Annotated in this window: 25 protein-coding genes; 9 read left to right on the forward strand and 16 right to left on the reverse strand. The window is 58.3% G+C overall.

Annotated elements, in window-relative coordinates; genetic code table 11:
- Positions 1-76 precede the first annotated feature (76 nt).
- Positions 77-853, reverse strand: a complete 777-nt coding sequence (locus tag ABZN20_RS02795) for a ParA family protein (protein WP_169603439.1) — start codon at positions 851-853, stop codon at positions 77-79.
- Between the two features lie 115 nt (positions 854-968).
- Between ABZN20_RS02795 and leuS the strand changes: the two genes are divergently transcribed.
- From leuS to ABZN20_RS02815, 4 genes are read left to right on the forward strand one after another with little or no spacing between them, the layout of a single operon-like run.
- Positions 969-3,662: a leucine--tRNA ligase gene (leuS, locus tag ABZN20_RS02800; RefSeq protein ID WP_367026674.1), complete on the forward strand. Its 2,694-nt coding sequence runs from the start codon at positions 969-971 to the stop codon at positions 3,660-3,662.
- The gene (lptE, locus tag ABZN20_RS02805; RefSeq protein WP_218806603.1) at positions 3,659-4,177 is read left to right on the forward strand and encodes an LPS assembly lipoprotein LptE; all 519 of its coding nucleotides are present in this window, start codon (positions 3,659-3,661) and stop codon (positions 4,175-4,177) included. Before leuS ends, lptE begins: the two co-directional genes overlap by 4 nt.
- Complete coding sequence (gene holA / locus ABZN20_RS02810; RefSeq protein WP_218806604.1) at positions 4,174-5,178, forward strand: DNA polymerase III subunit delta; 1,005 nt, start codon at positions 4,174-4,176, stop codon at positions 5,176-5,178. Before lptE ends, holA begins: the two co-directional genes overlap by 4 nt.
- Before the next feature lie 26 nt (positions 5,179-5,204).
- Positions 5,205-5,417, forward strand: coding sequence for a hypothetical protein (locus tag ABZN20_RS02815; RefSeq protein ID WP_218806605.1), 213 nt, complete (start codon positions 5,205-5,207; stop codon positions 5,415-5,417).
- A 513-nt stretch (positions 5,418-5,930) separates the two neighbouring features.
- Here the strand turns inward: ABZN20_RS02815 and ABZN20_RS02820 are convergent.
- Complete coding sequence (locus ABZN20_RS02820; RefSeq protein WP_218806606.1) at positions 5,931-6,533, reverse strand: hypothetical protein; 603 nt, start codon at positions 6,531-6,533, stop codon at positions 5,931-5,933.
- Positions 6,534-6,690: 157 nt separating this feature from the next.
- On the opposite strand from ABZN20_RS02820, the gene ABZN20_RS02825 reads away from it, so the two are divergent.
- From ABZN20_RS02825 to ABZN20_RS02835, 3 genes are read left to right on the forward strand one after another with little or no spacing between them, the layout of a single operon-like run.
- Positions 6,691-7,152 (forward strand): helix-turn-helix domain-containing protein, encoded by a 462-nt coding sequence (locus tag ABZN20_RS02825; RefSeq protein ID WP_367026675.1) that lies wholly within the window; start codon positions 6,691-6,693, stop codon positions 7,150-7,152.
- A gap of 32 nt (positions 7,153-7,184) precedes the next feature.
- Positions 7,185-7,700 carry a helix-turn-helix domain-containing protein gene (locus tag ABZN20_RS02830; protein WP_367025613.1) on the forward strand — a complete coding sequence of 172 codons (516 nt, stop codon included), beginning with the start codon at positions 7,185-7,187 and terminating at the stop codon, positions 7,698-7,700.
- Between the two features lie 26 nt (positions 7,701-7,726).
- Positions 7,727-8,119: a transposase family protein gene (locus ABZN20_RS02835; RefSeq protein ID WP_367025614.1), complete on the forward strand. Its 393-nt coding sequence runs from the start codon at positions 7,727-7,729 to the stop codon at positions 8,117-8,119.
- Positions 8,120-8,437: 318 nt separating this feature from the next.
- Here the strand turns inward: ABZN20_RS02835 and ABZN20_RS02840 are convergent, their stop codons facing one another.
- The 13 genes from ABZN20_RS02840 to ABZN20_RS02900 all read right to left on the reverse strand — a co-directional run bounded on the left by ABZN20_RS02840 (position 8,438) and on the right by ABZN20_RS02900 (position 21,841).
- Positions 8,438-9,094 (reverse strand): TMEM175 family protein, encoded by a 657-nt coding sequence (locus tag ABZN20_RS02840; RefSeq protein ID WP_218806607.1) that lies wholly within the window; start codon positions 9,092-9,094, stop codon positions 8,438-8,440.
- Between the two features lie 139 nt (positions 9,095-9,233).
- Complete coding sequence (locus tag ABZN20_RS02845) at positions 9,234-9,941, reverse strand: citryl-CoA lyase (protein WP_367026676.1); 708 nt, start codon at positions 9,939-9,941, stop codon at positions 9,234-9,236.
- A 107-nt stretch (positions 9,942-10,048) separates the two neighbouring features.
- Positions 10,049-10,855: a citryl-CoA lyase gene (locus ABZN20_RS02850; RefSeq protein WP_367026677.1), complete on the reverse strand. Its 807-nt coding sequence runs from the start codon at positions 10,853-10,855 to the stop codon at positions 10,049-10,051.
- A complete protein-coding gene (locus ABZN20_RS02855) occupies positions 10,852-11,445 on the reverse strand; it encodes an SDR family oxidoreductase (protein ID WP_367026678.1) in 594 nt (197 codons plus the stop codon). The genes ABZN20_RS02850 and ABZN20_RS02855 overlap by 4 nt, the downstream gene beginning before the upstream one ends.
- A 10-nt stretch (positions 11,446-11,455) precedes the next feature.
- Positions 11,456-13,234 carry a thiamine pyrophosphate-binding protein gene (locus ABZN20_RS02860; protein ID WP_255556493.1) on the reverse strand — a complete coding sequence of 593 codons (1,779 nt, stop codon included), beginning with the start codon at positions 13,232-13,234 and terminating at the stop codon, positions 11,456-11,458.
- A gap of 482 nt (positions 13,235-13,716) precedes the next feature.
- On the reverse strand, positions 13,717-14,106 hold the full coding sequence (locus ABZN20_RS02865; protein WP_218807005.1) for a TIGR03067 domain-containing protein: 390 nt from the start codon (positions 14,104-14,106) through the stop codon (positions 13,717-13,719).
- A gap of 257 nt (positions 14,107-14,363) precedes the next feature.
- Complete coding sequence (locus tag ABZN20_RS02870) at positions 14,364-15,797, reverse strand: IS1380 family transposase (RefSeq protein WP_367026679.1); 1,434 nt, start codon at positions 15,795-15,797, stop codon at positions 14,364-14,366.
- 95 nt (positions 15,798-15,892) lie between these two features.
- Complete coding sequence (locus ABZN20_RS02875) at positions 15,893-16,315, reverse strand: DUF302 domain-containing protein (protein WP_218807004.1); 423 nt, start codon at positions 16,313-16,315, stop codon at positions 15,893-15,895.
- A gap of 70 nt (positions 16,316-16,385) precedes the next feature.
- Positions 16,386-17,786, reverse strand: a complete 1,401-nt coding sequence (locus tag ABZN20_RS02880) for a cytochrome B6 (RefSeq protein WP_367026680.1) — start codon at positions 17,784-17,786, stop codon at positions 16,386-16,388.
- Between the two features lie 167 nt (positions 17,787-17,953).
- Positions 17,954-18,907, reverse strand: a complete 954-nt coding sequence (locus ABZN20_RS02885; RefSeq protein ID WP_367026681.1) for an alpha/beta hydrolase — start codon at positions 18,905-18,907, stop codon at positions 17,954-17,956.
- Between the two features lie 114 nt (positions 18,908-19,021).
- Complete coding sequence (locus ABZN20_RS02890) at positions 19,022-19,324, reverse strand: encapsulin-associated ferritin-like protein (RefSeq protein WP_218807001.1); 303 nt, start codon at positions 19,322-19,324, stop codon at positions 19,022-19,024.
- A gap of 174 nt (positions 19,325-19,498) precedes the next feature.
- Complete coding sequence (locus tag ABZN20_RS02895; RefSeq protein ID WP_367026682.1) at positions 19,499-20,866, reverse strand: hypothetical protein; 1,368 nt, start codon at positions 20,864-20,866, stop codon at positions 19,499-19,501.
- A 216-nt stretch (positions 20,867-21,082) separates the two neighbouring features.
- Positions 21,083-21,841 (reverse strand): cytochrome-c peroxidase, encoded by a 759-nt coding sequence (locus tag ABZN20_RS02900; RefSeq protein ID WP_367026683.1) that lies wholly within the window; start codon positions 21,839-21,841, stop codon positions 21,083-21,085.
- An 83-nt stretch (positions 21,842-21,924) separates the two neighbouring features.
- Here ABZN20_RS02900 and istA point away from each other — a divergent pair, with 83 nt between their 5' ends.
- Together istA and istB are read left to right on the forward strand one after the other, a co-directional pair.
- A complete protein-coding gene (gene istA, locus ABZN20_RS02905; RefSeq protein WP_367025277.1) occupies positions 21,925-23,463 on the forward strand; it encodes an IS21 family transposase in 1,539 nt (512 codons plus the stop codon).
- 26 nt (positions 23,464-23,489) lie between these two features.
- Positions 23,490-24,245 carry an IS21-like element helper ATPase IstB gene (istB, locus tag ABZN20_RS02910; protein WP_367025276.1) on the forward strand — a complete coding sequence of 252 codons (756 nt, stop codon included), beginning with the start codon at positions 23,490-23,492 and terminating at the stop codon, positions 24,243-24,245.
- 430 nt (positions 24,246-24,675) lie between these two features.
- On the opposite strand, the gene ABZN20_RS02915 is transcribed toward istB, so the two are convergent.
- Positions 24,676-25,413 carry an AfsR/SARP family transcriptional regulator gene (locus tag ABZN20_RS02915; protein WP_367026684.1) on the reverse strand — a complete coding sequence of 246 codons (738 nt, stop codon included), beginning with the start codon at positions 25,411-25,413 and terminating at the stop codon, positions 24,676-24,678.
- Positions 25,414-25,449: the final 36 nt, after the last annotated feature.

Raw genomic sequence — 25,449 nt, forward strand, 5'->3', positions numbered from 1 at the left:
ACCGGCTTATTGAACAATGCAGGAAACATAGGTGCGAAACATTCTAATCCGAGGCGTCGTCGGCCACCATGGGCTGCTAAGTCTCCAACTCGTCGAACAGCGCCTGGAACTCGTTGGACAGCTTGTGGTCCGGCGCGTAGTAAAGCAGCGGTTTGGACTCGCTGTGCGATTCCCTGACTTTCACCGAGGGTGAAATCCGGGTGTCCAGTACCGGGTGGCCTTCGGCGAGCAGTTCCTCGACCAGCTTCTGCGGCAGACTGGCGCGGCTCTGGTACTGATTGACGATGATGCCTTCCAGCATCAGGCCGTCATTGTGGTCCGCCTTGATTTCGGCGATCACCGCCAGCAGGTTGTACAGGGCTTCGCGCGAGAAGGCGTCGCAATCGAACGGGATCAGGCAGCGGCGGGCCGCGATCAGGGCCGAGCGGCTGTAGAAATTCAGGACCGGCGGGGTGTCGATGAAGACGCGGTCGAAGCCCGAGAGAGCTTCCAACGCCTCGCGCAGCTTATAGATCTTGTAGCGGGATTCCAGCCGCCCCTGCAGCGGTTCGAGCTCGGGATGAGAGGGTGCGATGTACAGGTTGGGATAGGGGGTCTCGTGGATGACCGCGTTCAGCCCCTCGTCCTGGCCTTTGCCGAACAGGCTCAGGCCCAATGTGTCCTTGAAGAAGCGGGCGATGGTGCGGTCCTGGTCCGCCACCTTCTGCCCCAAAAGATAATGGGTGGAATTGCCCTGGACATCCAGATCGATGACCAGCGTCTTCTTGCCTTTGGCGGCGCTGATGGCGGCGAGATTGCAAGTGATGGTCGATTTACCGACGCCGCCCTTCTGGTTGAATATGACCCTATGCATGATTGTTCCCCCCGAACGCTGCCGCCTTCATGCGTTCATTGCCCGTTCCGGCTTCAGATTAGACGCGGCGTCCGGTATTCTAGCCACTTTTGCTTGATTGATCGAATCGGTTCGAATGGAAGAGATTTACAGTCCGAAGGCCATTGAAGAGGCCGCGCAACGCGCGTGGGAAGAGGGCGGGGTTTTCCGGGCCAGGGAGGACTCGAGCCGCGAGAAATTCTACTGCCTCTCGATGTTTCCCTACCCCAGCGGGCGGCTGCACATGGGGCATGTGCGCAATTACACCATCGGCGACGTGATCGCCCGCTACCAGCGCATGCGCGGCAAAAACGTGCTGCAACCGATGGGTTGGGACGCCTTCGGCCTGCCGGCGGAGAACGCGGCGATGCAGAACAAGGTCGCGCCGGCGGCCTGGACCTACGCCAACGCGGATTACATGAGGAAGCAGCTCAAATCCTTAGGCCTTGCGATCGACTGGGACCGGGAGCTGGCGACCTGCAAGCCGGAGTATTACCGCTGGGAGCAGTGGCTGTTCACCAAGCTGTTCGAAAAGGGACTGATCTACAAGAAGATCGCGCCGGTCAACTGGGACCCGGTGGACCACACCGTGCTGGCCAACGAGCAGGTGATCGACGGCCGCGGCTGGCGCTCCGGCGCCCTGGTGGAGAAGCGCGATATCCCCATGTATTTCATGCGGATCACCGCCTATGCCGAGGAACTGCTGGCCGAGCTGGACAATCTCCCCGGCTGGCCCGAACAGGTCAAGACCATGCAGCGCAACTGGATCGGCAAGAGCCACGGCTGCGAGGTGCATTTCCGGATCGTTCCCCCTTTCCCTTTGGGAGAGGGTCGGGGTGAGGGGGCGGTCCTGAAGGTCTACACCACCCGTCCCGACACCCTGATGGGCGCGACCTATGTCGCCGTGGCGGCGGAGCATCCGCTGGCCCTGGAAGCCGCCGAAGGCAATCCCGAACTGGCGGCGTTCATCGAGGAATGCCGGCATGGCGGGACCGCCGAGGCCGACCTCGCCACCATGGAAAAGAAGGGCATGGCCACCGGGCGTTTCGTGGTCCATCCGCTGAACGGCGAGAAACTGCCGGTCTGGGTCGCCAACTACGTGCTGTGGGGCTACGGCGAAGGCGCGGTGATGGCGGTGCCGGCGCACGACGAACGCGATTTCGAGTTTGCAAACAAGTATGGCCTGCCGATCAAGATGGTCATCGCCTCGACTGCCGGCGCCTATCAAACCGTGGATGCGACGAGCGGCTGGATCGACGCCTATGCCGAGCACGGCGTCTGTGTGAACTCAGGAAAATACGATGGCCTCGATTTCCAACGAGCCTTCGACACCATCGCCGCGGACCTGGAAACCAAAGGACTGGGCCAGAAGCGCACCCAGTTCCGCCTGCGCGACTGGGGCATTTCGCGCCAGCGCTACTGGGGCTGCCCCATCCCGATCATCCACTGCCCGAACTGCGGCGACGTGCCGGTGCCTGCGGACCAGTTGCCGGTGGTGCTGCCGGAGGACGTCACCATCGACGTCGGCTCGCCGCTCAAGAAGATGCCGGAGTGGTACACCACGACCTGTCCCAAGTGCGGCGGCGCGGCGGAACGCGAGACCGACACGATGGACACTTTCGTCGAATCGTCCTGGTACTACGCCCGCTACGCCTGCCCGGACAACGGCGATTCCATGCTGGACCAGCGCGCCGATTACTGGCTGCCGGTCGACCAGTACATCGGTGGCATCGAACACGCCATCCTCCACTTGCTCTATGCCCGCTTCTTCCACAAGCTGATGCGCGATGCCGGCCTGGTGCACTGCGACGAGCCGTTCGCCAATCTGCTGACCCAGGGTATGGTGGTCGCTCCCACCTTCTTCCGGGAGGAAAGTGGCAAGAAGCACTATTTCAGTCCCGCCGAGGTGGAACTGAGCACCGACGACAAGGGCCGCCCGCTGGGCGCGACCCTGAAGTCCGACGGCGCGCCGGTCGTCGTGGGCCATATCGAGAAGATGTCCAAGTCGAAAAACAACGGCGTGGACCCCGAGTCTTTGATAGACCAGTACGGCGCGGACACCGTGCGGTTGTTCACCATGTTCGCGGCGCCTCCGGACCAGTCGCTGGAGTGGTCCGACAGCGGGGTGGAAGGGTCGTTCAGGTTCCTCAAGCGTCTGTGGACGCGGGCCGCGTTCAATGTCAACACCGCGTTTTCGCAGTACGGCCGGGATGAATTGCGGGTTGCCGACTGGGCCGCGTTTCCGCTGGCGCCGAACCACAAGGAAGCCCGCCGCCTGATCCACGCGACCCTGAAGCAGGCGAATTTCGACTTCGCCCGCCATCAATTCAACACCGTGGTCTCCGCGGCGATGAAGATTCTCAACACCCTGGCGGACGACAAGGGATTCTGGAATTGCGATCATCTTCCGGAAGGTGGCGAAAAAGACGCATTCCGTCGAGGCGCCGCCGTGGTCGCCTTCGAGGGCTATTCGCTGCTGACCCGGCTGCTGTATCCGATCGCGCCCCACATCTGCGACGCGCTCTGGCGGCAACTCATGCCCGGCATCGATATTCTGGAAGCCGGCTGGCCGGTGGAGGACGCCTCCGCCCTGGTGCGGGACGAGATCGAGCTGGTGGTTCAGGTCAACGGCAAGCTGCGAGATAAGATTTTCGTGCCAAGTGACGCCACTCCGAGCGCTTGTGCTGCTATTGCGCTTGCCAGTGCTAATGTCCAACGGTTCATGGAGGGAAAACAGCCGAAACGGGAACCGATCGTGGTGCCGGGAAAACTGGTCAACATCGTGGTATGAGCGTGAACAAGGCGTCCCGGCATCTTTTCCTGATTCTAATGGTCTCATTGGCCGGCTGCGGCTTCCATCTGCGTGGCGGCGAGACCTCGGACGGCGCCGGTCAAGTCCTCTACCTGGAAAAAGCCGGTTCCACCCGCGTAGGCTCGAGGCTTTCCGACGCGATCCGTCTCACGGGTGCTCAGCTCACACGCAATATGATCGACGCCAAAGGCGTTATCCGCATCCTCAAGGAAACCGACGAACGCCGCACGATATCCTTGAACCTGGGCGGCCGCGGCAACCTGTTCGACCTCTATACCCGGGTCAGGTACGAAGTCACGACGCCGCAGGGCGAGATCATCATTCCGCCCCAGGAGGTCGAGGTGAAGCGCGAATATTTCAACAATCAGCTCTCGCCGATCGGCCAAGGGGAGGAGGAATCGCTGCTCAGGTCCGAAATGGAGCGGGAGCTTGCGGAAACCCTCGTTCGCCGCGTGCTCATCGAGATGAGCCGGAATCCGGGCGGCAAGTCTTGAGGTTGAAGCCTGATCAACTGGCCGGGGCGCTGGATCGCGGCCTGGCTCCGGTCTACGTCCTGTCCGGCGACGAGCCCCTGCAGTTGGGGGAGGCCGCGGATGCCATCCGAGCGGCGGCTCGCGAACGGGGCTACAGTCTTCGCGAGCTGTTTCACGTCGAGCCCGGTTTCAGCTGGGGCACTTTTCTGGAGGCCGGCGACTCCGTTCCCCTGTTCGGCGACCTCCGCATCCTGGACCTGCGCCTCAATAGCAAGCCGGACAAGGAAGGCGCCGCCGCGTTGCTGCGCTATCTCGACAAGCCACCCTCGGATGCGATCCTCGTTCTCACCCTGCCGCGCTTGACCAGGGAAGAGCTGAATGCCGGCTGGGCGCGGGCCGCCGACTCGGCCGGCGTAGTGGTGCAGGTCTGGCCGCTGGAAGGACGCGAACTGATCGGCTGGCTGGACCGGCGCATGAACCGCTTGGGTCTGCTGGCGGACCAGTCCGGTCTTCGGCTTCTGGCCGCCCGGGTGGAAGGCAACCTGCTGGCCGCGGCCCAGGAAATCGAAAAGCTGCGCATCTTGTACGGCGCCGGCCGCATCGAGGACGAGCAGATCGTATCGGCGGTCTGCGACTGCGCGCGTTACGACGTGTTCGACGTCGCGGCGGCCATGCTCGAAGGCCACACCGTCCGGACCTTGCGGGTCCTGCGCGGCCTCGAAGGAGAAGGCGTGGCGCCCCTGGTGGTGTTGTGGGCGCTCACCCGCGAACTGCGCTCGCTGGCTGCGGTCCAACGGGAGACTGCGAGGGGCCAGCCGATGGACAGTGTCCTGGCCAGGCTGCGGATATTCGACAAGCGCAAGGAGGCGTTCGCCAGGGCCGCGAGACGGCTCGGCCGGGACGGCGTGTTGGATGCGATCCGGCTGTGCGCCCGGGTCGACCGGGTAGCGAAAGGGCTGGAGCCGGGCGATCCCTGGCTCGGCCTCTCCGACGTTTGTCTCCGCGTAGCCGCTTCCACTTGATTTCGGAAATTTGAAGGTAAAAAAGCATGAGAATCGACAAACACGGCAACATGGAACTGACCGAAGAGGAAGATGCGGACCTGCTCGAACGGCTCGAGGTCCCGGAGAGCGAGCACGACGACCCGCCGGTGGAAATCGAATGCGTCGGCATGGAGAACGACGTCGCCACCTTCAAGGCCACCAACACCAAGACCGGCAAGCATGTCCTGATGGTGTTCGATCTGATGAGCCCGGACTGAGAAAACCACAGAGTCGTCATTCCCCCTTCCCCCTTTGGGACGAATCCGCCAGGAGCAGATTTTATGTGGCATATCCCTATGCCGCACCCTTCGGGCGCTACGCGTGCGAATCGGCTTTCCTGCCGATTTGTGCATTTTACCCGGAGGGCGCTGAACAGGAGTTCAGCGTGAAAGGGCCGGGGACGAGGGCTTGCCACGTTTCCGGTCTCTCAGACAGGCAGTTTTCGAGAAATACTTCCAAGCCTGAGCCGCTGCTATCAACCGCCGCCAAAATCCGCCATCAACCCAACGGATCATGGCGACCAGCCGCCCTGGACTATGAAAGCGACTGCTCGCCGTGATCGTTCCTCACGCCGGCCCTCTCCCAAAGGGAGAGGGGGGGCAAGGTACTGCGACTTTCGCGTTAACGAGTTCACTCTGTCGCGATATCTCACTGTTGTTATGAATGCTCTTGAGATGAGAACAGGTTGTATTGGCGGTCCATCCTGCGCGGGCAGTGTGGACACCATCGGGTTATCGGCTTGTGTTAATAAACTTCACAGCGAATGGCGGCTTATAGACAGAATAAAGGTCGAACGCTGGAGCGAACGGCATCATGTAACCGCTCTGCAATTGCGAAGGATCGACATCGTTGGAACAGTACACTAGGTTAGAATCTGCCGCAGAATTCGTTCCCAACTGAACTGATCGCACGACGACATCCTTCGCGGCTACCGAGTTCCCACTTAGCAAAAACACTGTTGCATTCCGGCCAGATACTATCGCCATGTCCAACAGATAACGGGACTTTGGATTGTCGAAAACCGCATTGTAGTAATATGCATTACCGGCACAGTTAGGCTCAGTGAAGTATAGATTTCGCCAATTGGCAATTCCATAATAATTCATTCGGATTGCAATGGTCTTTTCCTTGACCTGCATCACAACAGTGGCAGGAGGGGCACTGGTATCCGCCGTCGGGCTATCCGCCTCGATGACCTGCCCAATCACCTTCCCTTTCGAGTCTACGGCAACTAATACACCGCCCTGCGCCGCCTTTCTGGCGGCCTGCGCATGGCCTGTAACGAACATTGCGGCCACCACGGCCAAGAGAATAGCTGAATTTGTTCTCGACATGGATTACCCCCAAAGCTATTGCGGATCTATGGTTCGGTTCGCAGCTTGCTGCCCGTAGCATACCCGACCCAAATTTATATATTAGAGTTGCTTCCGTTGAAATAAATGGATTTGTTGTGGTATAAAACAATTAACAACAATCGAATGATGTCAGCCAATGATTTTTGAAAAGTTCATGGAAGAAACCAGTGAGCGTACCGTCAGAGCCCTGATCGGAATGAGTAAGGCGCAATTCGCCAAGCTTTGCCCTATCTTTGAGGAGGCTCATGCGGAGATTCAGCAAGAACGCGTTCAGCAAGGCGAAATAAAACGGGTACCCAAAGGTGGCCATGTGGGCTATCTCGATCGGATAGATAAGAAGCTGTTCTTCATTTTGCATTACCTCAAGACCTACTGTACCTTCGATGTCCTGGGCTTTCATTTTGGCTTCAGCTCGGGACACGCGCATCGCCATGTGGCGCAACTTCTGCCCGTGTTACGGCGCAGCCTGGCGAAACTTGATCTGCTGCCCGAGCGGGAGCTGACGACCCCGGGAGAGATGATGAAGCTGATTGAAAAACATGGAGATATCATCATTAGAGTTGCTTCCGTTGAAATAAATGGATTTGTTGTGGTATAAAACAATTAACAACAATCGAATGATGTCAGCCAATGATTTTTGAAAAGTTCATGGAAGAAACCAGTGAGCGTACCGTCAGAGCCCTGATCGGAATGAGTAAGGCGCAATTCGCCAAGCTTTGCCCTATCTTTGAGGAGGCTCATGCGGAGATTCAGCAAGAACGCGTTCAGCAAGGCGAAATAAAACGGGTACCCAAAGGTGGCCATGTGGGCTATCTCGATCGGATAGATAAGAAGCTGTTCTTCATTTTGCATTACCTCAAGACCTACTGTACCTTCGATGTCCTGGGCTTTCATTTTGGCTTCAGCTCGGGACACGCGCATCGCCATGTGGCGCAACTTCTGCCCGTGTTACGGCGCAGCCTGGCGAAACTTGATCTGCTGCCCGAGCGGGAGCTGACGACCCCGGGAGAGATGATGAAGCTGATTGAAAAACATGGAGATATCATCATTGACGGGGTGGAATGCAGTTGCGTCAGGCCGCAGGATGACGATCAGCAGAAAGCCCACTATAGCGGTAAAAAAAACGCCATACGGTTAAAACCCTAGTCATTTCGACCCTGGCACGGCAAATTTTGTTCGTTGGAAGTATCGTGGCCGGCAGTGTTCATGATTATGCGCTGATGAAGCGATGGTTCGATCCTGCCTTATCATGGTTTGACGGTGCCGATGTCTGGTTGGATTTGGGGTTCTTGGGGGCCGCTTCCGATTATGGGAATAAAGCCAGAATTCACCTGCCTCATAAGAAACCCAGAGCCTCCAAGAACAATCCTCATCCCGCGTTGGCAGATCAACAAAGGCGCGAGAACAAAAAGCAAGCGCGAACTCGCATCTCCGTCGAACACTCCATTGGAGGAATGAAGACCTTTCATTGCTTGATGCATCGCATTAGAAACCGACTCAGTCTATTCATAGATAGCTTTTTCGGGCTTGGCGCTGGCCTTTGGAATCTAAAAATTTCTTTGTAATCATGCGGTTATCATCGGAAACAACTCTATTCATGACAGTTGAAAGACTGTGGAAGGCGGTTTCCTTAAGTTGGAAAGATTGGAAATAGCCACCAGCCGTTCGCCACTTTATGGGATTTGCGCATCTGGCGGCTATTTTTTTGGGGCCGACAACTTACTGACTTTGCGCTGATTTGTTTTACAAGACGGCTTCTCAATGACAAAATTCTCTCGTATAGCGGTTCTTTCGAGGCACCAAATAGTCTGACAGGGTCGAATTGGATGCCCACATAGCGAGTAGTTTCTGGATCGCGCCCTATCCAAAAGCCAAATACTCCGCTAAATAGGGTGTCTCCGATTAAGAACATTGGGCAAAATGCTGAAAACGACGGGGACGATCCCATATAATATCAGCGTCACTTTTGTGCTGATAAGCGAAAAACCGATAGCGAAGGCATAAATTCCGATGGGGATAGCGATTAGCTTTGCTACAGCGTTTACACGGAATGGATCAAGCTCCGGTGCAATTAATCGATGGTTGTTGGTGGCATATCTCCACATCATAAGCAGCAGCAGCCTTGTCACAACAACATTTACACCGTAGATGACAACGGCAAGCTCCTGATCGCCATACTCACCGATAAGTGCTGTTGGGAACGGCACGAACGTCACTGATGACAGGAAAAATATATTTAGCCACAGCAACGTCCTGTCCGAGCGCTCGACATGATGAAACACATGATGGTGCGCAACCCAATATACCCCCACAATGATAAAGCTGAGTGCATAGCTCAGCAATTTGGGTGATAGTTCGATCAGACGTGGTCCTAATTGGTCAGCTACCAGGTCGTCAGCAATTTGAGGCACTTTAAGGTCAATGACCAACAAGGTGATGACAATGGCAAATACCCCATCGCTGAATGCTTCGATCCGCCCGGTGGTAAGCCCGCTGAGCGAATATTCAGCTATCTTCTGTGGTTCTTGGGAGTGAGGCATCTTGGGATATTCCATTCCAATCTATATTTTACTTGAAGCATTTCAAGAGGTTCGGAAAAATATTAAGACACTGCTGCTAGGTAGGAAAATTGACCGAGTATCCAGCCTCCCCAAACTACGCCGGCGATCAGCGCCGATTCTAGCACCTACGCCACGGGCGTTTCGCTTTTCCTTCATAACAAATCATATTGCACGGTAACGGGAACAACGCGCCTTCCGGCTGTTCGGCCGCGTCGATGAAGCAGGGAAGCATTCCAGCCAGGAAAGTTGGAAACATAAAAAGATAATATTCCCGCGGAGAAAAACCCATGTCGGCAGCCAGGGCGGCGGCGACACCGCCGTAGTTCAGATACAGCCGCGTGCGGCAGGCGAGCAGCACCTGCTCGGCTGCAAAGGCCAATCGCAGATAGGAACCATCGGCCAAGCGGAGTTCGCGGGCCAGTGACAAGATGGGGGCCAGGCGCTCGTCTGCGCTGGTCAGCGGCCGGCCGTAGCCGCCGATGCGGCGGCATTCGGCCAGCTCCCTACGGCAATACTCCTCCATGGAACCGCCCGAATCCACATGCCGTCGCAGCCGCATTAAAAAGTCGATGGTCCGGATACCGATGCCGTGCCCGTAGATCGATGCCTCGGAAACGGCCAACGCTGCCGCCACCCCGAGCGTTCCTGTGCTGCGGGCACTGCCGGCCAGGGCGGCGATCCGGTTGTTCCAGATACGGGCGTCCGGGTAGCTCGTGTATATCCACAGCCCCTCCATGAGGCGCAACTGCTCCGGCGAGAAACGCCGCCCCGTGATGCCGAATATGTATAGTTCGATCCAACTCGTATCTTTGAGCTTGACATGCAAGTCGTGGCCCCGAAAGACCGCGCGGCTGCCCGGGACGACCCCGCCGACGCGGGATTTGAGGTGGCCGACTCGCCCGCGCAAGAATTCCGGCCCGCGGATATTCCCCGTCATGTCGACTCCTTCGCGGAGTCCGCGGCGTTGTCATCGAAATCTATGGTGAAGAAGGGAAACTTCCTATGGCCGTACTGCCACTGTTCCAAGGCGTGGGCCGCGGCGCCGGGCAGGCACAGCATGAGATGCAGCATCTCGCCTTGTTCCGGAGCGAATCCCAGGTCAACAAAGGCGGCGGCGACGATACCCGACAAGGCCAACGGATGGCCGGCGGCCTCCTCGAGAGAAACACGGCTTCCCGCCAGCCAAGGCAAACAGCGCCCCGGACTGAGGTCTGCAAAACAGGCGAGCGTCTGCCTGACGGGTGTCGCCGTACTTATCCCATGAGGATCAAAACCGGGTGGATGTTCCGGGCTCGGCCAAGGAGAAATCGGCTCTGCCGCGGCGGGTGCGGCAAGCCGATTCCGCCAGACCTCCAGGTCGACGCCGCAGGTGGCCCAGGCCTCCATAGCCAGCCGAACCTCGCGTCCTCCCGAAAGATTGCCCGCCCCGACGGCAAGGGCGGCCATCAGGGCGGAGGCCGCCGGCGAACCGGCGGTGCCGCCGCACATGGCCGCATGGACGGAGGGCGCGCGCGGCCCCGGATTGGCAAGCGCTACAGCCAAGGCTTCGAGGAGATTGGCCTCGGTGTTGGATGGCGCTTCGCCGCGGAAGAGCAGGTAGAGCATTTCCACCCAGCGGGCCTTGCCCAGCATTTCACCGAAGACGTCGTAGCCGTGGCAATAAGCAGCACGGGTGGCAAAGGGGTTGTCGGCTTCGGGGTCTTCCCGCCAGATGCGGGTGTGGATGAAGTCGTCGCTCATGGCAGGCACACGTAGCTGGTGCCGCCGTCTACGACTATCTCTTCACCGACTACGTAGGCCGAGTCCTCCGATGCGAGGAAGAGCACCACCTTGGCCACTTCCTCCGGTGTGCCGAAGCGCTTGCCTGGCGAACGGACTTCGATATCGCCCTTGATGGTCTGCAGCACCTCCGGCGGAATTTCCAGGCGGCGGAAGCCGCCGGTGTCGATGGGGCCGGGGCAAACGGCGTTCACGCGTATGCCTCGCCTGATCAGGGCTAGGCCCAGAGATGCCAACGCCGCCTTGGTGGCGCCATAGACATTGAAGTTGGGCGAGCCGGTGCGGCCGACGATGGATGTGTTGAAAATGATGGACGCATTGTTGCCGAGCAGCGGCAGGGCCTTCTGGATGGTGAAGTAGGTTCCCTTGAAATTGGCTGCCATCACTTCGTCGAACTGGGCCTCCGTGAGCAGGTCGACGGGAGTCGGCTTGGCGGCCGCGGCGTTCAGGAAGAGTACATCCAGCCTGCCCCGGAATAGCTTCGCCGTCGCCAGACCGATGCCGCTGGAGCCGCCCGTAATGAGGGTGACCTTCCCCGCGAATTGTCCCATTACCTTCTCCTCAGTTGGCCGAGCTCAGAACCTTCACCCGCATTTTCATAGGAGGCACCTGCTCGGGGTCGACGAGGACGTCGAGCAGGGTCGGCCCCTTGCGGATGCATATCGCATTGATGTCCAGGGCGTCGAAGTCCTTCGGGCCGCGGATGGTGTGGCCCTCGGCGCCGAGGGCGCGGGCCAGTGCGGCGAAGTCGGTGGCCGGCAGCTCGCAGCCTACTTGCTGGGCGCCGGCCAGCCGCTGACCGTGCTTGACCATTCCCAGTGCCCGGTCGTTGAGAACCACGAAGATAACCGTTAGGCCTTCGGCGACGGCCACGGAGAGTTCCTGGCCATTCATGAGCATGCTACCGTCGCCGGTGATACAGACCACGGGGGCTGCCGGGTTGCCGGCCGCGGTGCCGACGGCGCCCCCAATGGCCCAGCCCATGGGCGCGAAGTTCATGGTCACCCGGAGCCAGCCACCATGGTTCTGCCGCGGGTCGCCGCCGGCCAAGCGCCGATTGCCGATACCGAAGTCGGTGGGGTGCAGATAGTGGCTAGCCCAGGCGACGCTGTTACCCGCGTCGGCTAGGAAGCGGGTTGTCGGCGGAAAGCGCCGTCCCAGTTCCTTAATTAAGCGCTGGGGCGTGATGGGTATCGCCTCGCTGTCGAACTGATCGGGTTCGGCGAGCTCCGGCCCCATATGCTGACCGAAGCCGATCCGCTGCCGGGAAGTCCGGTGCCGTTCGTCGGTGGAGGCGTTCTCATGGATACCCCAATTAATCAGGCGATCGAAGACGGCGAGGATGCGGCCACGCACGTGAAGGCGGGCCATGGGAGTGCTGGCCAAGTGCTCCTCCGACTCGTCGGCGTGCACCAAGCGGTTGTTGAGGAGAGCGTCGCTCCAGCCGCCGGTGTTAAATTCGCCCATGCTGGTACCGACGGCAATGATCAGGTCCACGGCCGGATCGCGTAGGGCCGCATCGGCGGAGGCATGGCCCCCGAAGCCGAAGACGCCTCGGAACAAGGGGTGGTGGGGATTGACTAGGCCCTTGCCGTCAGGGGTCGTGACGAAGGCGGCATTCTTCAGAGCCGCGAATTGCAGGATAGAGTCGATGGCCTCACCGCACCCGCCGCCAATGACGAGCACTGGCTTCTCAGCTTGACGCAACTCCATCCGCAGATGCTCGACCGCGTCCTGATCCAGCAGCGATGCCGGATGCAGGAGGCCGCGCAGATCGTAGGCCGGCGCCGCATTCGAGGCTAGACTGCGTAACACGTCTACCGGAAAGCTGAGGTGTGCCGCCCCACGTGGGGGGCGGGTCGCGGCCTGCAGGGCCGCGATTAACTTCGGCTCGAGCTGCTTGGGGTGGGACACCAGAGAGTTGTAGCGGGTGCAGTGGCGGAACATGCCTACGGTGTTGATGCCCGTGCAGGCAGACTCCTGCAAGGCATTCTTGCCGAACACCGGGAGCGCCGGCTGGGCGGTAATCACCAGCAAAGGCACCTCGTTGTCGTGGGCGCAGGCGACGCCGGTAATGAGGTTAGTGGCACCGGGACCCGACGTGGAGCAGCACACGCCGAGAAGTCCCGTTTCGCGGGCGTAGCCGTCGGCCATGAAGGCGGCGCCGGACTCATGCCGCGCCAGGATGTGGCGCGGCCCGCCACGGCGGGAACTGCGGGCCAAGGCATTGTAGAAGGGCTCGATGGCGCCCCCGGGAATGCCGAAAACGTATTCGACGCCGATCTGTTCCAGGTAGGCTACCAGCAGTTCGGCGACCTCGGTAGCAGTTGCTGCTTGCAAGTCGGGTCGAGCGTGGTCGCAGACAGGAGCAAGCGCACTGTTCATGTTGAAACTCCAAAATCTAGTAACTGGTTTGGTACTTTTCAGAGTCTGGAGCGTCGCCATTTTTTGCGAAACCCGACGGGACATTCCAGTCACCCTCGGGAGCAAATTGTGGCGATGTCTTTGCCTTCGGCGGCCCGCGCCATCCTGCGTCCGCCTCGGCTCCGCCCGCGATGAAGTCGCGGACTCCGACAAAACATCCGGGCCTACGGCTTCGCGGGGGGCGTCGCACTCGCTCGACTTCCTTGTGCCCCTTCAATGCCGAACTAACTATAGATTCCTTGTGTTAAAATATCTCAACAACAATATTAATATTGAATTATCCCGTGTCACTTCCGCGCGGGGGTGAGCTTGAGTCACGCGTGCACCATGGAATTCATGCGGTTCTTTCCAGTGTACGCCCCAAAGCCCTGGGTTTTGGGAAGGAGACACCAGCCAAATCAGCCCACGCGCTGCCAAATCTCGTAAACCTGACCGTCGGATGCAGTAAATTCCGTAGGCCGGGGGTTGCCCGGAAAGGCAAAATTAGCTTTCAAGATATCGTGATCCAGCTCAAATATGCCTAGCAGCGCCTTTCCGGAAAACGGTCCCTCGTCAGGAATGAAATCGATTTGCTGCGGCGCGGCGTCGATGTTGATAATGACCTTTCCCGTTGCGCTCTTGGGAAATCCGCCCAGGAATTGAGGATAAGTGAGCTCCGACCAGTCCAATAAGAAATGATCGTCGGGAGTGAATTTGTAGCGAAACTCCCTGAAGATCGAATCCGGCAGCCACTTAGTATTGAGCTGGCATCCGATCACTTTCCAACTGCCTACTAATTCATGAAGCATAAGATTTGCTCTCTGATTCCTGAATCCGTGTTCCCCTCGGCTTACACCTTCCCATCGGGCCTGAACGCATGAATTTCGAGCGCTCTCCCTTGGGATTTGCCCTCGCTACCGGCGATCCGGGGAACATTCGACCGGGGTTTCGGGGCCAATCTGCTTGGCGTGCGCTTATCGTCAGCTCATTTTCCGCTCCCTGCGCGAGACTGTCCCTTCCGGGGTTCCGGAATCAGGGATTCGAGGCGTGCGGCAGGCATTTCCCGTCATCCGGACGCCGCCGCCCACAGCCGATTCTGAAGCATCACGAACACGGCTACGTTTGCCGCCACGCCACGACCGAAATCGAGGATCAGCCGGCGGGCATGGGCGACGAACTTCGCCGCCCGGTACCTGATCTCCTGCAGCACGGTCCGGATGCGGCGGCGCTTGGCCGGATGACGGATCGGCGCAATCTCGCCAGTCAGGCCGATCTGTCCCAAGAGACGCAGGCAGTTGTAGGCGAAGGCCGCCAGATGCAGGATCACGTCGTGGGTGTCGAACTTGCCCGAGGGCAGCCGTTCCAGGTCGAGGTCGGTCTTGACAAGCCCGAAGGGCGCAGGACGCCACGCAGTGGCGGTCCTGAGCGAAGCGAAGGATTCGGCGGAGCCGAACAACTCGGAGTGGAACTGCTCATGCATGCCGTGGTGCTGGTAGAGTTCGATCACTTCCTCGGCGGAACAGGAGAGCGTCGTCCACCCGCCTTCCAGTTCGACCTCCGGGGCCAGCAGGTGTTGGCCCTTCTTGTCGATGGTGCGCTCGACGACCCTGGCGACCAGGCGGAAGGAGCGCTTCTCCTTGTGCCAGGCGCGCTCGATGTCCAGCGACAGGAGGGCCTCGCGCTTACCGGGGCGAGTCTCGACCCAGGCCTTCGCCTCCTCGGCGCGCTTGACCCAGGCCCCCTTGTCCTGCTTGCGGGGGTTCCACTTGCAGATGAAGTCGAGGCTTCGCCCCAGCGCGGCTTGCCGGTCTCGCTCCGCGGCCTTGGCGAACAGGAGCTGTGCGCCGTCGAAACCGCTGTCCTCGCGCAGCAGCACGGGCTGATCCGGTTTGACCAGGCGTTCGATGCGCGGAAACAGCCGCTCGTAGAAGTAGTGCGTCTCGAACGCCGAGTGGCGGGACCCTGGCCTCAGTTCCAGCCCGGTGTTCCAGCCTTCGTTGCCGAGATAGGCGGCAATCGGCGGGTAACCGTCGAAGCCCTGATAGGTGCGCGACACCGCTTCCTTCTTCGTGCCACTATTGTCCATGGCGAAGGTATCAATGTCGCAGCAGACATAGCCCTTGTGCGGCGTGATCGGCGCCTCGGCTCGCTCCAGCAGCCTCAGGGAAAGCTCATCGGCCAGATCGCGGATGGCTTCCGCCTTGGCATTCAGACGCTGGCGCAGCCACACGGCTCCGGGCACCTTCGTCAGCCCCAGCGACTCCTTGAAGAAGCGGTCCTCCCGAAACGGCTCGATGGCTTCGAAGTCGCTCTTGCCCAGACTCAACAACCCGACCACGCTCTTGACGATGTCCGAGGTGCGCATGCCTTGCGACACCGGAATCTTCGGATCAATGACCGCCTCCACCTGCGCCGCCTGGCAGCACTGGCCAATCAGCGCCAGGCCGGAATACGAGGTCAGTTGCAGCTTGCTGGATTGCTTGACTTCAAAGCGCGGCATGATCAAATGGGTGACATCGAAAATGGGCTAATTATACAATGGATTCAATATGTTATGAATTATTTAGAGGGTGGGAGCACGGATTCAGGTGATTGTTATGGGTTTTTAATGGCGATAGTAACAATGGCTCGCACTGTTTCAGTCATATTCGATATCACCGCTTTGTTATGGACGCCATATTTTTCGAATAGACTTTCCAGTTTGTGATGCCCCACTTTAGTTCCAGAGTCATCACTCCAGGCCAGTATTTTTAGGGGTAGATCTATGCCGATAGCCGGATTATCCAGGATCAAATCGGTTCCAATTTTCGGATTTCCGAAAATCAATAGTTCCTCGTCCTGCATGTCAAATCCTGCTTGTCTTGCTCCCGCGCCATGATCTATCCGGCCGAATATTGTCACGTTTCTTTCGCGCAGGATGTTCTCTATGCGGTCGATGGTCTCTTTGACGCTATAAGGTGAGTCGTAGATAGTTATAGGTGAAGTCTTGTTCAGCATATGACCAATGGCATTCATCATGAATCAACCTGGTTATCAGGCAACAGTGCATTTCATAACTAAGAGGGTAACGGAACCGTTTTCTGGAGTTTCAAAGCGCCCTGAGAAACGCCACTAAGTCGCTCTTTTCCTGTTCATTGAGCTTCAATTCAAGGACGAGGTTAAAAAATTCCACTGTATCCTCCAACGTCAGCAGTCGACCATCATGCAGGTAAGGCGGGGATTCCTTGATCCCGCGCAAGGGGAACGTTTTGATAGGTCCGTCGGCTGAAGCCATCATTCCATTGATCATTCGTGGTCTGTAGAAGCGTTCCATCTGCAGGTTATGCATAAGATTGTCCGTATAATACGGTGGAATATGGCAGACAGCGCATTGCGCCTTACCAAAGAAAACCTCTTGCCCGCGCAGCTCGGACTCGCTTGCCTTACGGGGATCCAGTTTTCCGAATACATTCAGTTTTGGTGCTGGAGGGAAGTCCAAGAGTTCCTGGAACTCTGCCATGAAATGGACTTGGCTTCCCCGCTCCAATACGTTAACCCCTTTTTTCTGGGCAATGACCGGATCACCATCGAAGTATGCCGCGCGCTGCTCAAATTCAGTGAAGTCCTCGACGCTCTTAAGCGCTCTCTGGGACCCGAACAGCCGCTGCACATACGTTCCGCGCAGCGAAGGCGTGTCAATGCGATGGCGGAACTCCTGCGGCCGGATGTCGCCGACCAAGTGCGTCGCGGAATTGGTGTGGCCGTTAACGTGGCAGTCAAAACAAGCCACCCCCGAGGAAGGCTTTTCGGAACGCCTATCCTCGGTTGCGTTGAACTGCTGTTGGGGAAAAGGTGTTACCAGTAACCTCAGACCTTCGAGCTGCTTTGGATTCAGCACACCATTAAACAACCCGTAGTAATTCGAAAGCGTGACAAGTTGGCCTTGAGAAACGTCCCCGAGATCTGGTCGGGTTGTGAGGAATAGCGGCGGTGGAAACTCGGGCTGGAAGTGCGCCATCACATCCAGATCAAGGTCGAATCGAGTCAGATCACGACCCTCTTGTGCCTTGATGGCCTCTAACCAGGTTATGGGGAACAGAGCCCCACCCTCTGCATGATTGGGGTGGGGTAACGGCAGGAAGCCATGCGGAAAAACGTCGGCCGCCTTAATCTCCTCCGGAGTCATAGAGGCCAGCTTTCCCCAGGTGACCGTACTAGGCAATTTGACGCGCACGCCCTCCTGGACAGGTTTGCCACGGAACATGGTTACGCCTTTCGCCGCTCTATCGCTCAAATCGTAGCGCTCATTTAGCAAAGCCAAATGGCGCTTCATCACCGTCTGCTTCTCGGACTTCATCCGCTTCATGAGGCTCTCGAAATCATCCCTGATATCCACCGGCGCATAACTTGAAGGCCTCTCGTCAGCCCCCGCCGATGTTTCGGCACACAGCAAAAACAAGGACAAGCTCAATCCGATGAATCCGACAATCGGTATCCGCTTCGGTGTCATTCCAGTGCTCCTCTTGTGCGAGCTTAGCGTTGAACAATCGATCCTGGGCATGCTCCAGGTCGAACTTTTTTTAAGATCAAAGGCTGCGAGAAGACCTTATCCTTAGGATCGCGGCAAGATCACAGTGGAACTCCAAGGAGCATGCATTTCAAAGGCAGCCTGATCTGCTATCCGGAAAATCCCTCGCGCAGCCATCCGGTTGCAAGGGTCATCGCACCGCGAGCAGCTGCAGTATCAGCAAGAGCGTTCAACATCACGAAATCGTGAATAATGCCCTGGAAGCGTACCGCCGTGACCTGGACCCCGGCCTCCCTTAGCTTATTAGCATAAGCTTCTCCCTCGTCGCGCAGAACATCGGCCTGGCCGGTAATTACCAACGCTGGCGGCAAACCGCGTAACTGATCGGTAGTTGCCCTGAGAGGAGATGCAGTAATTTCGTTTCGTTCGTCCTCGTTGGCAGTATACTGATCCCAGAACCACTTCATGGCATCCCGAGTGAGGAAATACCCTGAAGCAAATTGCTGATAAGATTCGGTATCAAAGGACGCGTTGGTCACCGGATAAAAGAGCAGTTGCAGTTTGATAGAAGGCCCCCCGCGTGCTTTGGACATCAGCGTCATCGCTGCGGCCATATTGCCGCCTACGCTATCTCCGGCAACCGCCAAACGCTCCGGGTCCAAACCGCGTTCCTGGCCATTTTCGGCGACCCACTTCAATGCAGCATAGCATTCCTCGATCGCCGTGGGATATTTTGCCTCTGGAGACAAACTATAGTTCGGAAAGACAACCGCCGCGCCGGTACGTACGGCGAGTTCGCGAATCAGGCGATCATGGGTATGGGCGTTGCCGAAAACCCAACCCGCGCCATGGAGGTAAAAGATCACCGGCAGCGCGCCCGACGCTGCCTCTGGGCGAACGATTCTCACGGAGATTTGTCCAGTCGGGCCTCCAGAGATCAGCAAGTCTTCTACTGCAGCGGGCGGCTTGATAATAGGTGTCGCCTGAACCGCATCAACGACCTCCCGCCCCTTTTCGGGACCAAGATCATAAAGGAACGGCGGGTTTGCGGTTGCCTTGGCGAAGTCGATGGCTTGAGGCTCAAGTTGAATATTTGTCGACATTATTTCGTTCCTTTTTTCTTCGGTAGTTGTCAAAGGCGATTAGGGATGCTAATAGGCTCATTTCAACCGTGACCACTCATTGAACGCCGGATGGGCGGCGGGGTCTGACTAACGTTATCCTCCCTCTTTGATGTGGTGTGCGATTGGCTTTTCGGTGAACAAGTAGTCTTTGAGTTCCTTGGAAAATCTCGTGTCCTTTCGCCGAATCCATTCAAGCACCATGGACGCGTGTTCTTTTTCCTCATCCCGATTGTGCTCAAGGATCGCTTTAAGCTCAGGATCCTTGCATGCGTCAGCACGCTGGTTGTACCAATCAACGGCTTCAAGCTCTTCCATCAATGACACGATTGCTCGATGCATATCGCGCGTTTCATCTGACATTTCCTCGACGGGTTCGTGATAACCGACACTTGACATACCATTCTCCTGCTGAATGCGGCCTTTTCGCCGTCAATACCTCATGCAAAACCAAGCTCGCAAATATCTATTTCAAGCCATTAGTAATAATGCGTGTAACAGGTTGCTTTTTGAGGTAACCCATAATTCGGACAATCTGCCTGGAATCAGCTCCAAACGCTTGGCAAGTTCCGATTAGTTAATGATATCAATCGTGACATTGGTATTTGATATACCCTCTTGTGTATTAACTACCACACTTTGGCTTGGTCCTATCGGCTGATTTCCTGGAATTATTAGTTTTATCTTAGTATCGCTCTCGACCACCTCATAGTTTGCCGTATTCACAGGCGTCCCACCAAGCAGCACCCCGTTGATCTGGTAAAAGTTACTACCGGTAATAGTAATCGCTGAACCGGGCTTGGCTTGGGATCTATCGACACCTTCAACCGTTGGCGGCCCAAGCTGGGTATGATTGAAAGGCTGCGGTACGCTACTCGATAGTGACAGCACTATTTCAGGGTCAATTTTGCACACGCACTCCGTCGCCCCTACAGCCCTTGTTGAAAATGTAACGGGGTCGTTGGAACTATAAACATTTAGCGGTATCGCCCAAATCCAGTTCTGGGTATATGCATAGGTTGTCTCCTTCTTAGATTTTTGAGATAAGTATTCCCATTCGTTTGTTCCATATTGTGGATTCCCGGTATATTTTATATTGGTCTGAGGAACGGTGGTGCTGGTTGAATTCGAAATTGTGACGCCCCCATTGACAGTGGCTATAGCACCTTTATTGTACCCTGCCACTCCTCCGATGTTGAAGTTTACCCCACTGGAATAGGTCGTTGCATTCTCGGTCGTACCCGGACCGAATTCCACCGTAATAGGAGTGCCACTTGGAGATACCCAGCTATTCGTCGTTTTTTCCCCTTGGAGCAAATAGGTAAACTTGGGAGTCCGAAAAGTCAACCATTGTTGCACATAGTAATAGTCGACTTGCGATTGGAATGATCGCGCTGCCCATGTCGTATTGACAATCTGTAAGACCCTACCCCGTTGATCACTCACTATCTTGTCAGTTAAGGTTGAATTTGCCAGATCTACCAGGTCATCAGAAGGACTCTCTGCGATCGGACGTACCGCTTCAGGCCATTTATTGAATACCGCCTTGAGCCATTGGGCCGCGCGCCGCTCCGCCCTCTGTGAAGTCAGCTCGCCCAAGATGTGTGTTCTATGCAATCGGCGGTTACTGCAACAGTTTCCCGCCACGTCTTCACGAATGGCAACCATAGCAACGGTTAGGGAATTGGTCGTGTCATCGGACAAGAAAATGGGAAGATCCCGCCCAACCAACACCCGTAAACGTTCGGCTTCTTCGTCGTTCGCATCAACTAGAGCAACCGTAAGGCCCGCGGCATAGGCATTTTGAACGAATTTCGCTATCGCCGGATTAGCCAGATCTTTTCCGGTCAGTACGACTCCTCTTGTGTTGGAAGGAAGATCCGTAATCGGGGTAGGATTATGGATGTCCCGCAACTTGAAGCGCCGACGCAGCAATTTCACGGCATGGTTCGGATAACCAGAGTCTAGAGCTCCTGGCGCAACGTAAACACTACCACGCGGATCGCCTGCGCCTAGTACCATTTCGGAGCTCAGCCAGAGGGAAACTGAAATGACGCAAAGTATGAGATTGGGGCGCCGAGGCTGACTATCATGCCATTTAATCATCTCTAGTTCCTCCCATGGGGAAAGTATAGCCTGGAGAATGGCTTCGTCGACCTAATCGCTATTGCGTTTCGTCGGCGAAAAACCGTCCGTTAGCGTTCTCAAAAATGCAACGATCGCATCTTCTTCTTCACCCGACAGTTTCAGATCTCCCAACTCCGTCCGGTTGACGTTATCCGCCATCTCCGGAGCTGGCCAGCAGTTGATGCCCGCCTTTGGCTTTGGAACATCACCGCAAACCGGCAAGACATCCCGCGTATTATAGAAATGGACAACTTCCTTCAGATTCTTGAATGCACCGTTATGCATGTATGCCTTCAAATGGGCCAACGATGGACGCTTATCCACATTGCGAAGCGTCGGAACTTTATGCTTACCCATATTTGCGTCCGCATACTGAGCAAAATCAGATCTAGTCGCCAAGAAGCCGCCTAACCCCATATCCACCCAACCTGCACCCAGCGGATTAAATTCAGTCGGCATATGGTAGAACGGGTTTTCCATGTTTTTTGGAACACCAATGTTATCGTAAGTAAAATCTGTCAACAGCGGCAACTGGTGTCCATGATTCGTTTTTTTCGTGGTGTGACAATTCGAGCACTTGGCCTTTCCTTTGAACAACTCAAGGCCTTTTTTCTCCTGCCTCGTCAATTTTGCTCTCCCTGTTGCGTATTCCGGCCCAACGTGACCGCCGATTCCGTTTGATCGTGACCGCCCATGCCGGGTGAACGTGACCGGCGATTCCGTTTGATCGTGACCGATTTTGGCCTTCCGGCCGGAATCGGTGGTCACGATGCCGGAAATCGCGGTCACGTTCCCGGAATCACCTCAGCCGCGCTGGAATTTCTCAACCCCAACAGGCATAGAGCCGCCCTTTTACTTTCGAAGGGGGCGACATGCCGGCAAAGAGGAGTTCCATGCGACACATCACCGAGATTCTGCGCCTCAAGCACGAGGCGAAGCTCAGCCACGAGAAGATCGCCCGGGCGCTGGGCGTCTCCAAGGGCGTGGTCAGCAAGTACGTGAGCCTCGCCCAGGCGAAGGGCGTTGCTTGGCCGCTGCCCGGGGCGATGGACGAGGCGGCCCTGGAGCGGTTGCTGTTCCCCGCCCCCACGGCCCCGGCGCGCTTCGTGGAGCCGGACCTGCCGCGCCTTCACCACGAGCTCAAGCGCAAGGGGGTGACCCTGCAGCTGCTGTGGGCCGAGTACGTGGCGACCCACGGCGAGGCCGCTTACCGTTACAGCCAGTTCTGCCACCGTTACCGGCTCTGGCAGGGCCAGCAGCGGCGCAGCATGCGCCAGGTTCACCACGCCGGCGAGAAGCTCTTTCTCGACTACTGCGGCCCCACCGTTCCGGTGATCGACCCCGCCACCGGCGAGCTGCGCCAGGCGCAGGTGTTCGTCGCCGTGCTCGGCGCCTCCAGCTACACCTACGCCGAGGCCACCTGGACCCAGGCGCTGCCGGACTGGATCGCCTCCCATCAGCGCGCCCTGCGCTACTTCGGCGGCACCCCCGCGCTGTGGGTGCCGGACAACCTGCGCGCGGCGGTGAGCCAGCCCTGCCGCTACGCCCCCGAGCCCAACGCCACCTACGCCGAGCTGGCCCGCCACTACGGCGCCGCCATCCTGCCGGCGCGCCCTTACCAGCCGAAGGACAAGGCCAAGGTGGAGGTGGCCGTGCAAGTCGTGGAACGGTGGATTCTGGCCCGGCTGCGCCATCGCACCTTCCACTCCCTGGCGGCCCTCAACCAGGCCATACACGAGCTGCTGGAGTCACTCAACGGCCGCCCCTTCCAGCGCCAGCCCGACAGCCGCCGCGACCTGTTCGAGTCCCTCGACCGGCCGGCCCTCAAACCCCTGCCGCTGGTGCCTTACGAGTACGCCGAGTGGAAACAGGTCAAGCCCGGCATCGACTACCACGTCGAGTTCGGCGGTCGCCTCTACAGCGTGCCCCATGCGCTGGTCGGCCAGGTGCTGGAGCTGCGCGCCACCGCCACCAGCATCGAGGTGCTGCACCGGGGACACCGCGTCGCCGCGCACCCGCGCCAGGGCGCCGGCCGCTTCTCCACCCTCCCCGAGCACATGCCCAAGTCCCACCGCGAGCACCGCCAGTGGTCACCGGGGCGCTTCATGAACTGGGCCAAAGACATCGGCGTAGCGACGCTGCACGTGGTCGAACACCAGCTCAACAACCGGCCCCATCCCGAGCACGGCTACCGCGCCTGCCTGGGCCTGCTCAATCTCGCTCGGCGCTACAGCCGAGCGCGGCTGGAGGCGGCCTGTGCGCGGGCCTTGGCCATCCAATCACCGTCCTATCGCTCCGTCAGCTCCATCCTCGACAAGGGGCTCGACCGCCAGCCGCATGAGGCCCATGACGAGACCGCCGCGGCGCTGCCGGCCCACGGCAACGTGCGCGGTCCCGACTACTACAACTGAAACCCGTTACAACAGGAGACAAAACCATGCTCACCCAGCAAACCCTGGACAAGCTCCACACCCTGCGCCTCACCGGCATGCGCGAGGCCTTCGAACAACAGCTCGAACAGCCCGCCACCCACGATCTCTCCTTCGACGAGCGCTTCGCGCTGCTCGTCGACCGGGAGCTGCTCTACCGCGACAACCGCCGCCTCAGCCGTTTGCTCAAGGACGCCAAGCTGCGCCTTGCCGCCTGCATCGAGGATATCGACTATCGCCACCCCCGCGGCCTGCATCGTCCCCCAATGGCCGCGCTCGCCGAAGGCTCTTGGCTGCGCGCCCATCACAATCTCTGCCTCACCGGCCCCACCGGCACCGGCAAGACCTATCTCGCCTGCGCCCTCGGCAATCAGGCCTGCCGCCAGGGACTAGCCGTCCGTTACCTGCGCCTGCCTCGGCTGCTCGAACAGCTCGCCGTCGCCCGCGGCGACGGCTCCTATTCCCGGCTCATGAACCAGCTCGCCCGCACCGACCTGCTCATCCTCGACGACTGGGGCATCCAGCCGCTCACCGCCTCTCAGCGCAACGACCTCATGGAGTTGATCGAAGACCGCCACGGCCTGCGCTCCACCCTCATCGCCAGCCAGCTGCCGGTCGAGCACTGGCACGACTACCTCGGCGAGCCCACCCTCGCCGATGCCATCCTCGACCGCCTCCTGCACAACGCCCACCGGCTACCCCTGACCGGCGAGTCGATGCGCAAAACCACCGCCGGCTTGACCCAACGTGACCGGTCCAAGTAAAAAACCAACCTCCAGCGCGGCATGAGATCCCCGGCGGTCACGATCACCGGAATCAACGGTCACGTTCGCCGGAATGCGCACCCGCTCCGCGCGGACGTGGCAGGTGGCACTTCCGGCGGCAAGCAAGCACGCAATGGCAGCGCTCGGCTTACCTGCAAATCTCATATCCCTGGCTCTCTATACGGATGTAGCCAAGAAACAATCAGGGTTCCAGTGCTCTCTGGCGAAGATATGGGTTTGGTTACCCGGTAGGGCGATGGGCGCCGCCCAAACGGGTTGAAAGACACCGACGAACAAAGCCGCTGCAACGGCCTGAGCAGGTTTTGAGGCATATGCCCTCCTTTTTTATCGGGGGACACGTTATCGAACGCGAACCTACAGATAGCCTACAGATCCGGGATGTCGCCGAGAAAAGTGCCGTAAGGCTTGGTTAGTGTGGTGCGAGGGCGTCGTAGACTGCTACGGTGGCGGCGCCCGGCGCCACGCCAAGATGGGTGGTGAGCATTCGTTGGCAGCGCAGGAAGACTTCGACTGCTTCGGCGGAACGTCCACTGTCGCGGTAACAGAGCATGAGACCGCGGTACAGCACTTCAGCCAGGTGGTCGAGCTCAATGCCACGGCGGTAGAGAGAGATGGCCCGTTCCAGATCGCCGGCCTGCTGCCAGTGGGCGGCCACCATGGCGATGATCCGCTCCAACCTGCCTCGTAGGCGCTGCCGGGTCGCTAATATCCAGGCCTGATCTTCTTCGCACGCCAGGAAATGCCCTTGGTAGGTTCGCAGCAGCTTATCCGACGCTTGCAGCAATGGAGCGGGATTCGACGCGCCGGGCCGGAGCAGCAATTCGATGTCGGCGATTAGACGCTCGATCTGCCAGACATCCACCCACACATGGCGAGTCTCCAGGCTCAGCTTGCCGGCACTCAAGGTGACGGCCTTACCGCTGCCCAGCAATTTGCGCAGCCGATGCAGGGTAACTTCGAAGAGCTTTTGTGTATCGCCTTCGGCGTCCGGCCACAGAGCGTCGATCAAGGCATTGGCGTGGACGTCCCGTCCACCCAGGGCGACCAGCGCCTTGAGCAGTTCCATCGGTTTGTTTTGCGCCTTGGCTTGAAAACGCATTTCCACGCCGCTCCTAACCACGGCGAAGCGGCCCAGCGTATAAGGCATTGGAACAAAATAACTCTTCCAAATACTGAGGGGTTT

Source organism: Methylococcus sp. ANG (genome assembly GCF_040730495.1).
Taxonomy (GTDB): Bacteria; Pseudomonadota; Gammaproteobacteria; order Methylococcales; family Methylococcaceae; genus Methylococcus.